The sequence below is a fragment of the Candidatus Nitronereus thalassa genome, assembly GCF_032191465.1.
GTDB lineage: Bacteria > Nitrospirota > Nitrospiria > Nitrospirales > UBA8639 > Nitronereus > Nitronereus thalassa.
Map to the genome: position 1 here is coordinate 197,416 of NZ_JAQOUE010000002.1, position 15,777 is coordinate 213,192.

At 47.2% G+C, this 15,777-nt stretch carries 16 protein-coding genes; 8 read left to right on the forward strand and 8 right to left on the reverse strand.

Annotated features, from left to right (window positions below; translation table 11 throughout):
- Positions 1 to 22 precede the first annotated feature (22 nt).
- The gene (locus PPG34_RS16210; RefSeq protein WP_313834481.1) at positions 23 to 1,285 is read right to left on the reverse strand and encodes an endonuclease Q family protein; all 1,263 of its coding nucleotides are present in this window, start codon (positions 1,283 to 1,285) and stop codon (positions 23 to 25) included.
- Between the two features lie 169 nt (positions 1,286 to 1,454).
- Here PPG34_RS16210 and PPG34_RS16215 point away from each other — a divergent pair, with 169 nt between their 5' ends.
- From PPG34_RS16215 to msrB, 5 genes are all read left to right on the forward strand, one after another.
- Positions 1,455 to 1,922, forward strand: a complete 468-nt coding sequence (locus tag PPG34_RS16215) for a DsrE family protein (protein ID WP_313834482.1) — start codon at positions 1,455 to 1,457, stop codon at positions 1,920 to 1,922.
- Between the two features lie 460 nt (positions 1,923 to 2,382).
- Positions 2,383 to 3,684, forward strand: coding sequence for a hypothetical protein (locus PPG34_RS16220; protein ID WP_313834483.1), 1,302 nt, complete (start codon positions 2,383 to 2,385; stop codon positions 3,682 to 3,684).
- Positions 3,685 to 3,931: 247 nt separating this feature from the next.
- Positions 3,932 to 4,375 carry a thioredoxin gene (trxA, locus tag PPG34_RS16225; protein WP_313834484.1) on the forward strand — a complete coding sequence of 148 codons (444 nt, stop codon included), beginning with the start codon at positions 3,932 to 3,934 and terminating at the stop codon, positions 4,373 to 4,375.
- Positions 4,335 to 4,931 carry a DUF5069 domain-containing protein gene (locus PPG34_RS16230; protein WP_313834485.1) on the forward strand — a complete coding sequence of 199 codons (597 nt, stop codon included), beginning with the start codon at positions 4,335 to 4,337 and terminating at the stop codon, positions 4,929 to 4,931. The genes trxA and PPG34_RS16230 overlap by 41 nt, the downstream gene beginning before the upstream one ends.
- Before the next feature lie 219 nt (positions 4,932 to 5,150).
- A complete protein-coding gene (gene msrB, locus PPG34_RS16235) occupies positions 5,151 to 5,549 on the forward strand; it encodes a peptide-methionine (R)-S-oxide reductase MsrB (RefSeq protein WP_313834486.1) in 399 nt (132 codons plus the stop codon).
- 108 nt (positions 5,550 to 5,657) lie between these two features.
- Here msrB and PPG34_RS16240 read toward each other — a convergent pair whose 3' ends face one another.
- Complete coding sequence (locus tag PPG34_RS16240; RefSeq protein WP_313834487.1) at positions 5,658 to 6,026, reverse strand: response regulator; 369 nt, start codon at positions 6,024 to 6,026, stop codon at positions 5,658 to 5,660.
- Between the two features lie 404 nt (positions 6,027 to 6,430).
- Positions 6,431 to 6,832 (reverse strand): DNA-binding transcriptional response regulator, encoded by a 402-nt coding sequence (locus tag PPG34_RS16245; RefSeq protein ID WP_313834488.1) that lies wholly within the window; start codon positions 6,830 to 6,832, stop codon positions 6,431 to 6,433.
- 684 nt (positions 6,833 to 7,516) lie between these two features.
- On the opposite strand from PPG34_RS16245, the gene PPG34_RS16250 reads away from it, so the two are divergent.
- The 3 genes from PPG34_RS16250 to PPG34_RS16260 all read left to right on the forward strand — a co-directional run bounded on the left by PPG34_RS16250 (position 7,517) and on the right by PPG34_RS16260 (position 10,349).
- Entirely contained in the window at positions 7,517 to 8,329 is an 813-nt protein-coding gene (locus PPG34_RS16250) for a transglycosylase SLT domain-containing protein (RefSeq protein ID WP_313834489.1), read from the forward strand.
- Positions 8,330 to 8,332: 3 nt separating this feature from the next.
- Positions 8,333 to 9,166 (forward strand): mechanosensitive ion channel family protein, encoded by an 834-nt coding sequence (locus tag PPG34_RS16255; protein ID WP_313834490.1) that lies wholly within the window; start codon positions 8,333 to 8,335, stop codon positions 9,164 to 9,166.
- A 136-nt stretch (positions 9,167 to 9,302) separates the two neighbouring features.
- Positions 9,303 to 10,349 carry a potassium channel family protein gene (locus tag PPG34_RS16260; RefSeq protein ID WP_313834491.1) on the forward strand — a complete coding sequence of 349 codons (1,047 nt, stop codon included), beginning with the start codon at positions 9,303 to 9,305 and terminating at the stop codon, positions 10,347 to 10,349.
- A 27-nt stretch (positions 10,350 to 10,376) separates the two neighbouring features.
- On the opposite strand, the gene PPG34_RS16265 is transcribed toward PPG34_RS16260, so the two are convergent.
- From PPG34_RS16265 to PPG34_RS16285, 5 genes are all read right to left on the reverse strand, one after another.
- Positions 10,377 to 11,192 carry an HAD-IIB family hydrolase gene (locus PPG34_RS16265; protein WP_313834492.1) on the reverse strand — a complete coding sequence of 272 codons (816 nt, stop codon included), beginning with the start codon at positions 11,190 to 11,192 and terminating at the stop codon, positions 10,377 to 10,379.
- A gap of 45 nt (positions 11,193 to 11,237) precedes the next feature.
- Positions 11,238 to 13,511, reverse strand: coding sequence for a 4-alpha-glucanotransferase (gene malQ, locus PPG34_RS16270; RefSeq protein WP_313834493.1), 2,274 nt, complete (start codon positions 13,509 to 13,511; stop codon positions 11,238 to 11,240).
- Entirely contained in the window at positions 13,426 to 13,884 is a 459-nt protein-coding gene (locus PPG34_RS16275; RefSeq protein WP_313834494.1) for a hypothetical protein, read from the reverse strand. The genes malQ and PPG34_RS16275 overlap by 86 nt, the downstream gene beginning before the upstream one ends.
- A 46-nt stretch (positions 13,885 to 13,930) precedes the next feature.
- Positions 13,931 to 14,164, reverse strand: a complete 234-nt coding sequence (locus tag PPG34_RS16280; protein WP_313834495.1) for a YtxH domain-containing protein — start codon at positions 14,162 to 14,164, stop codon at positions 13,931 to 13,933.
- A 525-nt stretch (positions 14,165 to 14,689) separates the two neighbouring features.
- Positions 14,690 to 15,286: a PEP-CTERM sorting domain-containing protein gene (locus PPG34_RS16285; protein WP_313834496.1), complete on the reverse strand. Its 597-nt coding sequence runs from the start codon at positions 15,284 to 15,286 to the stop codon at positions 14,690 to 14,692.
- Positions 15,287 to 15,777 lie beyond the last annotated feature (491 nt).

Below are 15,777 nucleotides of genomic sequence, written 5' to 3' on the forward strand. Positions count from 1 at the left end.
TCTTTATCAATGAATGGGACGTCTAATCTCGATCTTCAGGACTCAACATCCGCACCCGGCCAAACTCCCCGTCATAACCAGGATCGATCCTGGCATGCCCCTCACGCAAAAGTTGGACAGAGAGGGCCAACAACCGCCCACCATTTTCTTCGATATCCGCTAAAGGAATTTCCCTGAGGATGAAAAGTTCTGGACCCAATCTTGCGAGCATATGGTGATATGCTTCTTGCACTCCCTTGGTATTTACTCCCGCGCCTCTTACTTCCGCGAGGAGTTCAACCAACGGGACAAGACTCCAATAGGGCAAGCCCTTTTCTGGACGATAGCCGATAGGCTGGTCAGACAAGGCTTCGGTGCGGTGCAACACGCCAACGGTAACCATTTTTCCGCATTCAGGACACATCCCTTGATGCGCACGTGTTTCCTCGGGCGTGAGACGGATTTGGCAGTTTCGGTGCCCATCATAATAGTACTTCCCTTCCGCCGGAAAAAATTCAATTGTCCCCAGAAATTGTGGAGAAAAACCATTCGTAAAGGCCTGCTTGATACCCTCGAACGACAGATCGCAATTCAGCACGTTGCATTCCCGGCCTAGTTTACTCGGAGAATGCGCATCGGAATTGGAAATAAGCGTTATGCCTTCTAACTGGCTAAGTCGCCAATTCATCGGAGGATCCGAGGACAGCCCAGTTTCGATAACCTTAATATGTGGCGTGAGTTCTCCAAAGCATTCTTCCAAGGAATCAAATCCCGAGTTAGCTCCGAACACCGAAAAGTGCGGGGTCCAAGCATGCGCCGGCACAAACAAAGACTGGGGGGACAGTTCTAACATAATGCGCAACAATTCTTCGCTGTCTAACCCTAATATCGGCCGTCCATCGGAACGAATATTTCCAATCTGTGCTAACTTGTCATTGAGGTTCGAAACCTCCGTAAAGCTTGACGCATAAATCATATTATGCACTTTGCGCGTGCGCCCATACCGCTTATAGATACTGCTAATTTCCGAGGTAAGAAGGAACCGAACTTCCCCTCGACACGATTCAGGAATTTCGGCATCGACTTTTTTGGCAAGTTCAGGTTTGAGACGATACAAACCTGGTTCTGCTGGTTCGATTTTCTCCTGAAGCTCAAGACACCAGCCAGGGTGGGTAAAATCTCCAGTCCCTAGAACACTAATTCCTTTAAGTTGTGCCCACCGATATAAGTTCTCGGGGACCATGTCTTTACTCACCGCCCGTGAAAACCGCGAATGGATATGCAAATCTGCAATAAATGGCTTCATAGGTCCTTTGCCACCCTAACGAGGCATCATAAAGAAGTCATAACATCCAAAGTCTGCTCCTTCGGCAATCTCCAAAATACCCTAGCTCATAGCTATTTTTTCCACCCATTGCGATAATGAAATAACCTTTTGAATAAAGGTATCTCATTCATTCACCCTGGAGGGCTCCATGTCCAAAACCTTAAAAACGTGTTTCACCTCTTCACTCATTTTCGCCGCCGCCTTAACATTGTCTATTGGACTCCCAATGGGACACGATGTCGCTTGGGCCAAAGAAAAGGTCAAGGTGTTATACCACGTAGACGGCAAAGACATTGCCACCGCGACCTATGCCTTGGCTCTCATTAATAAACACATCGAAGCCGAGGGGGGGCCGGACAACATTGATGTCAAACTGATCGTTCATGGACCAGCTCTTGAACTCTTCAAAGAAGAAAGTGTTGACCCTGAACTCAAAGCGAAATTGAAAGCCGCTATGGATAAAGGTGCGGATGCGGAAATGTGCCAAGTATCCATGAAATTGTTTGGGACGCCCCTTGAAAAACTCGTGGCGGGATTTCAGCCGACCGAACATCCTGTTGCGGTAAAACGCATTGCCGATCTTCAACAACAAGGCTATATCTATATCAAACCGTAATTTCTCTTTCCTTTTTTTTCGGAGGAGCAAGGGCCGCCTTGCTCCTCTTTTTTTGAAGCGTTGCAGTTCATTACCACATTCAAGTCATCATCTGGGAGGAAAAAATTTCCCACTTCTCAGAGGAATATTCCCCTCTTGGCGACTCCTCAACCTCCAGCCCTTGAAACCTTGGTCCTTTAATTACCATGTAACGAATCAAGATCTCGCCACAACATACCGAAACAACGGATACTAGACAGCGTTCAACACAAATCACCAAATTCATTCAACATTTTAAAAAATATTCCCGGGCAAACAACAATCTGGAATAAAGCTTGCATGATCTGAAAGAAGCATTCAAAAACCCTTGAACGAAAAACCAAAAAAGAACCAGACCTTGAACCCTCTAAAACCTATCGACACCCCTATGCCTATAGCAGGGATCTCTTCCTTATATAAATGGTTGATAGCCCTAGGCATAATGGCCTTTTGGATACATCTGTGTGCAGATTTTGCCACAGCCCTTCCCCCTTCCATCACAACCTCTTCTACAACCACCACCGTTTTTGAATCCATGACCAATCTTGATGCTAGAACATTGTTACCTGCTGATTTATTAAAAAGTGCTCACCATACCGTGATGGACCAGGTTGAACCGTTTCGACTCACCAACCATTTCACTATCACTTCCCCCTTCGGACAATTTGAGGCGTACGGGCAAGACATGCTGCGAATTCGCATTCAAGAGATCCACGCCTTAGCCAAATTGCAAGAAGAAGGGTCCCTTGACCAACTTTCGGCTTTTGGACATGGCGTGGCCCATGCCGCTTTGAGTCCCTTGAAGTTTGTCGTCAACCTGTTCAGCGACCCAGTCAATACGGCGACTCAAGTCCCGAAAGGCCTCTGGCGTGCCACAACCCGCTTGAAAGAAATGGTCACCGGTGAACGAGGACAATTAGAGGGCCCGGCAAGCAAAGAAATCATTGGATTTTCGATGGTGAAACGAAAAATAGCCGACAAGTTGGGAGTCGATGTTTACTCATCCAACTCTGTACTGCAGAAAACTCTGAATAGGTTAAGTTGGGCCGGTTATGCGGGAGATACCGGCGTTCGGTTGCTCACTATTCCCGTGGCCGGTCCTGCCGGCGCCATCCTGACCGGTACCACGCTGAGCAGCGCCGTGGGCGACCTACTCCGAGACTATGCACCGGAAGACCTTCGCCGCCTGAATCGTGACAAACTGGAAGCCATGGGCATTGATGAATCTGTCATTGAAGACTTTCTTAGCCATGTCTGGTATTCGCCTCGACACGAAACCGTCATTGTCCAGGCCCTCTCGGAAATGCAGTCGGTGGCAAACCGCGGACGATTCCTTGAAGTGGCCATGTCAGCACAATTTGAAGAAGACGCACTGTTTTTTCAGCGGCTCTCTGAGATGCTGGTGGCTTTTCATCTGAATATCCGCCCACTGAACGATATTGTCGCCATTAACAATCAACTTGTTGCAGGATATGCGAACAATCATACGCTCATCGCGATGATTCCCACTGATCGACTCACCTGGCAAAGAGAGGTGGAAGAAGCAGCCCAACATATACGACGCTGGAAGAACCCTGAACATCCAACTCAAAAAGTAGAAGTGTGGATTTCCGGCAAACCGACTCCCCTTGCCGAAAAAAACCTCAAGGCGATGGGGCTTATCGTCAAACACAACGCACGCGACGTGTTGCGTTGGGCAGCGACCACCAGTCAAGGCGAATCAATAATGACCTCGTTTCGGTAATCCATACATCTTCCTCACCGACCTCCTCCCTCATTCAAAACATTAACCATAGTAGGTCTTGAAGCATTCTCTAGCCTATGAGAGTATGGCCATCCTCTCCATCAACGACATATCGTTTCTCTTAAAATAATAATGCCATCACAACGAAATATCGACGAATCCGCTACGGCTAAAAATATATAATATTTTTATTTTTCAACAACTTATAAAATATTCAAATTGGCATGATTTGTGAAATCCCATATTAGTGGAAGTTACTCTTATTAATAAAAAACACAAATTCAAGGTAAATATGGAAAACCATAGCATGACGTTAACGGAACAAAACTTTCATGAGATCGTAAAACATAGCGACAAACCAGTCCTTGTTGACTTTTGGGCGCCCTGGTGCGGACCCTGCCGAGCGATGAATCCCATCATTGCAGAACTAGCTTTGGAACTGGTGGATTACATTACCATTGGAAAAGTGAATGTGGATCATCAACCGCAACTGGCTGCAGAATATCACATCCAATCCATACCGACGTTTCTTATATTCCAAAACGGGAAGGTCGAAGCAACGGTCGTGGGTTCAATACCGAAGCAAGTACTGGCTGAAAAAAATTCTGACACAATCACAAATGAGTCGATCATAATCAGGAGGAACCCTCATGGCGCATATTATTCAGAACCTCAAACCGCCTCGATATGATACACAGTCCAAGGATCGCCATATGGAAACGCACATGAAAAACACCGGCAATTGGGTTGAGAACTTGCAACACCTATACGACGAAGCTGTCACGCGTTACCAGAATGGCCTTCGCGGACGAGATCATGTCATTCCTCAAACAAGTCTTGAGTTTCTGGAGTCGATCGGGGCATCCCCACAGGAAATTTACGATTTTGTTGAAGACTGGGTAGAAGACTGCGAGCCCTCGTTTTCAACGATCGCAGACATCACCGCAATAAGGCGTGATTTCTTCTTGCACGTTCAAAAAGGATACGCATCAACCCATGTGACTGACACTTCTACCCTACCCTCCGGTCATGAGGAATTGGGAGGCCACCGCTGGCTCCCACGCATTATTGCCAAAGCACGAGCAAAACTCCGGGGAGAAATGTCACCCGACATTATGTATGGCTGCGGAGCAGATCGACCATTCTTGCACAAGATCGGAATTGAACCTGCGGAGTTTCTGCGAATCGTTTGGAAAGCCGATGGCGACGAACAAGCGGTGCTTGACACCATAAAAAAACATGTGTGAGCTTTATTGTCCTTACTTTTGAGGAGGAGCTATTACCTTCATAAAGCCCACCGTTTCCCCCCCTCTTCTACAGCCTTCACAGCATTAGATTCGCCATCCTTGGCTCTTCCTAGATGCATCAGTTAGTATCTTTCTCTGAACTTATCGGAATTCGAGATTCAGAAAATATTGATTGTGCTTGAGCATTAGAGAAACAGAGAGAAAGGAAGGATGGCACGGATGGCAGACAAGATTCAAAAATCCGATGATGAATGGAGGCAACATCTCACGCCAGAACAGTTTCATGTGGCGAGAGAGCACGGTACCGAACCCGCATTCAGTGGATGCTACTACAATCACAAAGGGGAGGGCACCTATCAATGTATTTGCTGTGGAACCCCGTTGTTTCAGTCAGATGATAAATTTGATTCGGGAACTGGTTGGCCAAGTTTCACACAACCCCTATCGGCCTCTGTAATTTCCACCCACGCGGATCATAGTTATGGCATGACGAGAGTCGAGGTACTCTGCTCAGCATGCGATGCTCATCTTGGACATGTATTCCCCGATGGCCCAGCACCAACAGGGCAACGATATTGTATAAATTCCGCTTCGTTAGATTTTAAAGAAAGCAAGTAGAATCAAAAGACGGAATTTTAGGGGGATTTTATAATGAGTGGAGAGCCTGTCACACGTGGTAGGGACCATGGAAAATTTTGACAACCAACCTGTTTGAACCAGCGATAGTTAACTCCCCAATAATTGACGGACGCTTTTAACAAGGTCTTGCACATCAAAGGGTTTTGACAACACACTATGGGCTCCCAAACGCTTCGCAAGTTCCAAAACATCGACGCCACTTTTCGTGAGCCCACCTGAAATAGCCAATATTTTGGTATGAGGAAAACGTTGGCGCATCTCTCGAATTGTCTCTAAACCCTCTTTGTCAGGCATAAGCACATCAGTGATGACCAAATCCACCTTTGTAGTCTCTAAATGTTGGAGCCCCTCAATGGCTCTTTGCGCTGTGATAACCTGAAATCCTTCAAACTCTAAAACATCTTGTAGCAATGCATTAATCTGTGGATCGTCGTCAATCACTAAAATTGGTGCCATACACTCAACATCTGGTGAATAAGAAGCCCAAGACGACATTTGGATTAAATAGAGCAGATCTCATGCCAAAATTTACGTCACGATAACTTTGCGGCGAAAATCATATAACCTATTGATTTTAAACACATATTTTTATTTTCATTCAAATGGTCCGAATTTTTAAAAGATACAGATTTACGAATGTTGTATCCAATCAGATACGACATTGTATCTGTTTAGATACGAATGAAAAAAATTAAAACCTAAAACGATATTTATTCTGAAGAAAGAAGATGGCGTGTCATAGAGAAACAAAACAGGAGGGGGGGCACTGAAAACTACAATCAACTTTTCGTGACAACTACAGATCCAATTATCCCTAGTCTAATCGTCCAATAATTTTCAAATATTTTAAAAGGTAAAAATCACCGTGGAATCTCAATGGCGCTTCGCATCACATCCAATAATCCTCCCACTTCAAACGGATCATTTAAGACACGAACGACACCAGGTTGATTGGCCACGGCCTGTCGATCGTCTGGATTTTCATCTTGGCCAGAAAACAATGCGATAATTTTAGCCTGGGGAGCTGATTCATGCACATGCCGTAAAGTTTCCAGACGAGTATCAGTTGGACCGGTCATGAAATCGGTAATGACCAGCGAGGGGGAGGATTCGGTGGAGGCAAAACAGGTAACTGACTCTGGGCTAGCCAAAACCACATCGTGACCAGCTTTTTCAAGAATTCTTTGTAGCATGGGACCAATTGGAGAATTCCCCTGAACCACCAGAATTTTCGTCAGGGAGGTATCTTTTTCGAGTGTCACAGTCACCTACCTTACCCTAACTTTTTAGTTGACGGTTCGTAATCCAGAGAAAACCTTGGACACAATCGGGAATTCAGCATATGATCACCTCATAAGGTATTTGTAAACTTTATAATGGGGGGAAATCCCAAGCTCGTCCTTGAGCCGCAATGACTTTTGCCAGCGAAAAAGCCTCGACCATCTCGATTGCGGGGATATTCCCCCTTTTCTAAATTTTTAAAGACCCAACTCCCTAAGTTTTGGGCAAACATAAATTCGTCAATCTCTAGGGTAGAAGATCCTAACGAAAGACAACAGCAAACAGCGGTGATTTCTATCACTCCAACTCCGTGATCTTCATCACGCCCTTTTCCATCGTTGAAATTTCTCCACTTTCCCACACTACAATTTTGGCTACAGGCGAAAGGGAAAGCCCACACCATTCAAAACAATTGCACTAAGAGAATAAGAGGGGTACCGTAAACACAAAGGAGTTCAGAGAAAGATCGAAGGAGACTCTCGACCATTGTCTTAAGAACTTCAAGGGGAGAGAGTAGGTGGTATTGAAAACATCTACGATGAAGTTGCCCATGCACACGATTTTCAGGATCACAGCATCAGGAGCAACCGTTTTCCAATGTAGATAGTGAAAAAATGATATTATTCCTAAAATGGGTTGGCAGTCTCATATTGATATTTTTCCTCATGGGCGTCCACGTTGTGTTTTCGAAGGTTGCGGAAAAAACCTCCGAACGCCTTTCCGCAATAAAATCTTCGATCGCAACCCCCGGCCTTCATTCGTTGACCCGTCCTCAAATTACTGCACCCGTACCAGTTCGAAAAATACTCCCCGCCTATGACCGAAAAATGTTTTTCAAACATCTCAGAACACGATTCCCTCGGTATCAAGAACATTTCCAAAACGCCGCAGAGAAATATAACCTCCCTTGGAAACTTCTTGCCTCACAAGCCTATCAGGAATCTCATTGGAATCGCCGCGCTAAAAGCCCAACGGGTGTACGTGGGATCATGATGTTAACTCGCCGTACCGCGGCATCCCTTGGAATCCGGAATCGGCTTGACCCTGAAAAAAGTATTTATGGTGGCGCACGATTTCTTGCACGAATGCAACAGAGAATTCCTACCTCCGTTCCGATGCCCGACCGAAGGTTTTTTGCCCTGGCGGCCTACAACGTAGGCCTGGGTCATATGGAAGATGCAAGAGAGTTGGCTCAACGAATCAAGAAAAATCCTGACCACTGGCAAGACATGACGGAAGTGCTCCCCCTTCTCAGTCAAAAAAAATATTATCGTACTCTTCGGTATGGAAAGGCCCGGGGACATGAACCAGTGATTTATGTTCGACGAATTCGAGCCTATCAGGTGTTATTCGATCAAGTCCCATCGGAGAATTCCTACGTGACGAAAAGGAATAAAAATGGCAATATGAAAGCCTCCATTAGCCAACGATTCCTGCGCCCCCATTTGAACCGGCTAGAAAGAAACTCAGGAGCCTGATACATGAATGAATCTCCCCTAATCCTCCCTCTTCAAGAATCGCTCTATGATAGTTTGGACATGATCATTACTTTCCTTCCAAATATCGTGGGAGCCTTAGTCCTCCTGACTATCGGTATCATCGTGGGTCGCCTTGTGAGCAGCGCCATGCGCCGCATCATGGCATTTGCCAACATGGATCGACACTTGGACAACTGGGGGATTACGCAATTTTTTCAGCAATTCGGCATCCAGCAACCTGGGGCGACTTTGGTAGGGGCTTTATCTTTTTGGTTTATTGTGCTGCTCTTTCTCATTTCGGCTGCCCGGACTTTGGAGCTCGATGTCATCACCGAAGCCTTAATTTCTCTCGCGTACGCATTACCGGATCTCGTTCTCGCGATCCTTATTGTGCTCGTGGGCCTATTCGGCGCCAAAGCTTTACGCACATTGGTGACCACCCTCTTTGACACCACAGGCCTCCCAGCGGCCAGGATGGCTGGGAACCTCGTCTATGCCTTGTGTGCGCTGGTCGTGGGAATTATGGCGGCGGCGAAACTAGGATTTGATACGAGCTTCTTAGGCTCATTCATCCTGATTCTTGCCGCTGGCTCTGTGGCAACATTGGCCTTATCCATCGGTCTTGGCGCGGGGCCCGCCATTCGAAACCTCATCGGCACATATTCCGTTCGCCACTTCATTCAAGTCGGACAGCAAGTTCAAGTTGGCGACATGACTGGAACGGTGCTCGATCTCACCTCCATGGTCATCGTTCTCGAGGTCAATGGCAAGAAAGTCGTGATTCCCGCCTCGCGATTAAATGACAACCCCACCACAATCAATCCACAACAATCATAGCCCATCCTCTTAACAGGCATAGTTGCCAGAAGAGGCGACCCCGGCACAAACCGCTGTAACACGCCACCTTGGCTTCGCCATTCTTGTATGACTCCCCAACATGGAGTTCTCAGAAAAATTCAGGTAGCATCACGTTATGGCACCCAAACGATCCCGTCAATTATTGGAAAGCGTCCTGGTCATGCCAGAGGACTTATCCCCCTGGCGAACCATCGCCATTCGAATCGGCGTCATTATCCTTCTCGTTGTTTTTTTGATTACCTATCTATGGATCGATCGGGAGGGACTGAAGGATCATGCGGATGGAGTCATTACCATTCCCGATGTCATCTATTTTACCATGGTCACTATTACCACAGTGGGCTATGGGGATATCGTACCCATCACCCCGCAATCCAGACTCTTTGACGCCTTCGTGATCACTCCAATTCGTATGTTTATCTGGATGCTTTTTCTCGGAACCGCCTACCAATTGGCACTTAAACAATTTGCAGAGGGTTATCGCATGGCAAAAGTGAGAGCAAGCTTAGAACAACACGTGGTGGTATGCGGCATCGGATATACGGGGTTAGCCACCATTAAAGAATTACTCGCGAAGGGGACGAACCCCGAACAAATTTTGGCCATCGATATGCGAGACGAACGTGTTCGGGCTGCTGTGGAGTTAGGCGTGTATGCGATCCGTGGAGATGCCTCAAAGGAAGCGACCCTCCGAGATGCCGTCCTCGAAAAAGCCAAAGCCATCATCATTACCTCTGGGCGCGATGATACCAATGCTCTCACGCTCCTCACCGTGCGGAATATTTGTCCATCTCTTCGAGCCTTAGTGAGTGCCAAGGAAGAGGAAAACGTCAAATTATTGCGGCAGGCCGGTGCCAACACCATCATTACCCCTGCGACCTTTGGGGGATCGATGTTGGCCTCTGCTGTCAACCAAACTCATCTGGCTCGATATATGGAGGACCTGCTCACCTCAGGAGGGCGGGTGGATCTGATTGAGGAAAAGGTTCGACAGGAGGACGTCGGGAAATCGACCCTTGACTTCCTTCCCAATGTGGTGCTGAGGATCTATCGAAACGGGAAAATGTTATCACTTGATGAATTCCGAAAAAACGAACCTGTCAAAGAGGGAGATATCGTTATGCTTCTTAAACATCATCATGCTGAAGAATCTTCTACGTAATGTCCACAAAAGACCAAGAAATATTCATTACACTTCACCTAATTGCTGAATACATTTGGCCCATCCGATCGGCCCAACACCTTCCACTCGAATGAGCTGCTTAAAAGCAATCCCACTTTGGTAACCTCCACCTCTTTGCTCAACCAAAAAAGGATAATCTGCCTGCTCCAACATGGGAATATCATTTAAACTGTCTCCAATGGCTGCAATTTTGATGGATCCCCAATGCTTTCGGAATAAATCCAGAAGAGTGCGACAAGCTGGCCCCTTATGTGTCCCCCCAACCAAATGCGCAAAGCGACCAGCCAGCACGACTAACAGCCCCAACTGACCGGCTTCATGTCGAATTTCAAACATCTTGGAAGGATCGTTAACGAGGAACGGTTCATCATATTCTCGTTTTTGGGCGGCCATGGCTTGTATGGGAGACAAGCCTGTCGTGGCCACCACATCATCGAGACTCATATCACCAAATCCCTTTAACCGAATCCCAAGTTTTTGTTCTATTGTCCGTAATCCTTCGCGAAGCTTCGCATACGGAACCCCGAATTCAATGACATGGTACCCATCCCGCACAACACTATTTTCCGGCACTTGAGGAAAATATCCCTCGGGGACATACACCGCTCCCCCATTTTCCACGATAAACGGATCCACATTCTTCATTTCCAGACGCAGGGGTTCTACTTCGGCAAATGTCTTGCTGCTTGAAAACATGACGGGAACGCCCCTGGCCTGCAAATCTTCGAGCGCCGACCGGGCAGGCTCATACCCATAGGTATCATAATCCAGCAAGGACCCATCTAAATCTGTCATAATAATAAGGCGCGACTCTGGCTCCATATTCGTCCACTTTCTTTGTTAAGGGTCTTCGGAGTGAAAGAAATTTTAGGAAGAGAACGCTGCCCGCTCGCGATGGACAGCTGCGGCGAACTCAAGCAGACCTGGATCATTCTGCCATTCTTCGAAGGGTCGGCTCAACTTTTTTTGCCACACCGGATACGCACCTTCTGGTGCACCAGGTATATTTGGCGTATCCACCTCTCCCAATAAATCTTCCAAAGAGGTCGCCACTATGCGGCAGGGAGTCCGAGCCAGATAGGCATATGTAGCCTGACACAAATCATCCGACAAGTTAGGCAGATCTTCAGCCAAAGCGGACGTCCCATGAGGTAACAGATTTTCCTTACCCAAAGCGTGGAGCAGGGCTTGCCGATCTCGGATACGCGTCACTCGATCTTCATCCATATGAGCCAGTGAGGGGTATAACCCAATTTGGTCCTTGGTCTCAATATCCCGACCCACCCAAAATCCCCGAAGGGTTGGCAAATCGTGCGTATTGACGGATGCCAAGGCGAGTTCAGGGTACATATTGGGGGCTCGATACCGTTGACCGGAACCCTTTTCAAACATCAGCAATCGATACGACAACAACCCCGCCTGAGCAAACTTTCGTCGAATCGTTGGGGTCACAGTTCCCAAATCCTCCGCCACAACCATCACCTGATGCCGAACACTTTCCAACGCCAAGATGGCTAATAACTCGTCAACCGGAAACCGAACATAGGCCCCCTCACTGCCAGACTTGCCGTCGGGGATCCAATACAATCGAAACAGTCCAAGCGCATGATCAATCCGCAACATGCCCCCAAATTCCATATTATGAGAGAGCGTTTCTCGAAAATATTGAAAGGCATGTGATCTCAGACGACTGGGAATTGGGGACTGTAAGCCCCAATTTTGTCCGGATAAATTAAAGGTATCAGGCGGGGCGCCAATGGAAACCCCGCGTGCCAGCTGGTCTTGAAATATCCAGGCATCAGCCCCCCCGGCATCAATACCCACGGCCAGATCATGGTACAGCCCAAAAGAGACCCCAGCCTTCTTCGCAGCCACGTTTAGCTGATGAAGTTGCTCCACACATTGCCACTGCACATATTGAAAAAATTGGAGTCGTTCGAAATTTCGATGGGAAAATTCTTCAACCGCTACCGAGGTGGGATCTTGATATTCTCTTGGCCAGTGTCGCCAATACACTTGCGGATACTGTTCCTGTAACACCTGGAAGAGGGCAAATCTGAATAAGGCTATGCCTTGTTGTTTGACAAAACGCTCAAAGGCCTGAGCACGATCAGAACCTGCGGCAACATGACGTTGGCAAAACGCGCCATATAAAGATTCCAGTATCGGCAACTTGATACCACGGATGCTTTCGTAATCAACCGTAGGATTTTTCCTCAGTCGTTCTAAACGCTCTTGAAATGGCTGGTTGTAGACCTGGTCACGTACAGTATGCGCCTCTTGAAATTCAGGAATGGCCTCAATATCAAGATATAAAGGATTAAAAAATAATCGGCTTGACGGAGAATAGGGGCTGATTGATTGGGGAGACAAAGCGTGAAGTGGGTTAATACCAATGGTTGAAGCGCCGAGGCGATGCCCTGCCCAAGTGGCCAACCTTGAAAGGTCCGTAAAGTCCCCAATGCCCCAGTTGCGGCCACTAGCCAACCCATATAACTGAACGGTTAGGCCCCACGATCGAGAAGGCTGATCAGGAAGGTAACATTGCCGCGGGGCCACAACCACGAACGCATTCCCACTGATCTTACTAGGCAATCCTGAGACACTCACCGAAAGACGATAATATCCTAGGGGTAACTGGTCAGGAAACGGCACTCCCAATCGGCAATAGTCCGTTCCATGAATTGTCCGCGAGGCCAACAGTGCAAGAGAATCCCCTGACCGCTCACCACTAAACTCTCGACCATGCTCATCAATCAGTTGCCACCACACGGTCAAATGCGAAAGCGCTGAAGGTTTCAGAGGAAGAGTCAATTGCCAAAGGGAAGTAGCCTCGCTTTCCCACACGACAAAAACTTCATCAAGTACTGAAGTCCATCGCCGATGACGAACGGCCTTCAGAGACTGGCGAGCCTCATCCTCAGTCCCCACCTTCACCCCCATCGCATGCAACAATGAATGAAGGGCGGAAGACGGGACTACCCGGTCCATGCCCGTGCCATCGCGATATCGCAATTCGATACCATGAAGACGCGCAAGGGCCTGTAGGGCTTTTTCATGTTTGAGGGTCAACAGCATCTGATCCAGATCGCAAAGGTTGAGTGGTGGATGGCGAATCAAGGGGAAGCGAATCCCCTTCATCAGGCATCAAGTCTTCTTTTAAATGCTCTCCAAAGTGATCGGGTTTCATCACCCCTCGAATCGAAGGATCATGAACGAAGGGAGCATACTGAGCAAGGCCCAAGGTAATTTCATCCCCCTCTTCAACTAGCAAATTGATCTCTGGAATTTGACGGGTAAACGTCCCCAGTAAGGCTCCTCGGGAAGTGGATACGGTCAAAAGTAAACGTTCCTTGTCCTGGTGTTTTCGCACCACGGTGCCTTTGACAATTTCGCTCTGCGCTTGAAGCGCCACCGGCATATATGAGGAGAAGGTAGGAGGAATAAATTGCGTACCCACGGCACCTGTCCCCACACCCACCACAAAAAGACTTAATCCCACCCAAGCTTTCATCTAGGACTCCACGACAAGATTATTTTGTTGATTTGGCACCGTGACCTCAGGAATGACGGCCTAGGTTTTTTCCGCGATCAACCATATCGTTCATGGTTTCCTTGGCATCATCCACCCATTCACCGGCACGCTCGCCCATATCTTCCATCATGCTGCGGAGATGTCGACGGGTCCGACTCCCGGATTGAGGAGCTAGTAATACCCCCATTCCTATCCCGAGGATTAATCCAGAAAAAAATGTCAAACCAGCCACCATCAAACAACGTGCTTCGGAATCCATATACTCCTCCTTTTCATTATACGAGCCTGTCACTCATTTCACTCTCGACCGGGCAACCGATCGCCTTTCCCCCATCCACGATAAAAGAAAATATCGACCCAGAAAGAGGAGCGAAAGCACCTCTCCACAACATTGAATTCGACCCGACCACAAGTAAAAACAACGACTATATTCTATTCGGTTTCACATAACTTAAACTGAGTGTAATGCCGGAAAAAAAAGAATGGGACGTTGAATCCCCATTGCTATTCGGAAATTTAATTTCATAAATCTGGGGTCAAAACTATTCATTTCCTTAAATGGTGAAACATAGCCCCTCACTCTCTTTAAACTCTCTGCTAAGTCACATTCCAGTTTCTCACCTGGTTTAATTCCATTGTCTCTTATCTCACGCCTTTCGTCCATGGGGTCAAAGGAAATTCAAATCTATTTCCATGCCATGGCCCCTTCCCCTCAAAAAAAACGAGCCCCACTCCTTACGGAATGAGGCTCGAAGTTTTAGCCCCCAGGAAAGCAGTACTCAAACTACGCTTGAGCCTTCCGGTAGCGCCATCCAACTAAGCCGACAAGGCCTGAACCAAAAAGAATCATGGTGCTGGGTTCCGGTACTGGCTTCGGGGAGATATTGGCACGGAAATCCATGCCGATAGAGTTTGACACATCTCCGCCCCATAGCTGCACTGTCGTTTCGGTTAAGAAATTGGCACTTTGGGTATTCAAGAAGTTAAAGGTTCCAGTGTAACCATCCTTGGGACCTCCACTGATAGTGTAATCAAAATAGCCGTGGGCATACTCTGAACCACCATCATGAAGCCATCCATTCGAAATGGTCACGGTGCTCCCCAGATACGATCCTCTGTTATCTGTCATCACCCCCATAATGTTGGAAAGCCTCCAACCCCCAGACCAATAATCTAGATCTCCCATCAAGGTTCCTACTAAAGGATTGTAAATGGGGGATCCACCTGCAGTAGAGTTGTTATGAACAAAGGTTGCGATAAATCCTGGGAAATTTCCGCTTTGTACTGTTATGTTGACTGGCGCGGCCCAGCTTGGTGCTGCAGCAACCACGGTCATGATACAGGCAAACAAACCCTTTCGGATGGTGGATTGTACATTCATGGCATTCCTCCTTTTATTGCCCTCCGCATTCCAGGATGGGAGGAACAAGTAGTGGTTATTTTTCACCCCGGCGCAGGGGTAAAGATATTTTCAGTTTCAGGAGTAAAAGCAGAATCCATACCACGACCAAATAAACACTCAAAGCCGTTTGAATTCAATGGGTTGAGAATATCAACCAAATAGTCCAGGCCATAAGAACCAGCATATTCGCAAAAAATTCCGACGGTCCTAAGATAGTTGATAAATGAAAAGAAAAGTCCCCTAATGAGAAGTGATTGAAACTAACGATACCAATTTAACCAAGGCAAAGATCCCGACGGGAAAAAATTAAAATGATGTCGACTGGATCACAAGTAGAACCTAGAGAGCAGAACGAAGAAAAAGATTGGTTTGGAAGGTCTGAAAAAAATTCCGACAGAGGGTGGAAATACTATTAGGGAAGAATGAGCAAAAATAAAAAAACAGACTGTAACAACAGTCATATGGACAAT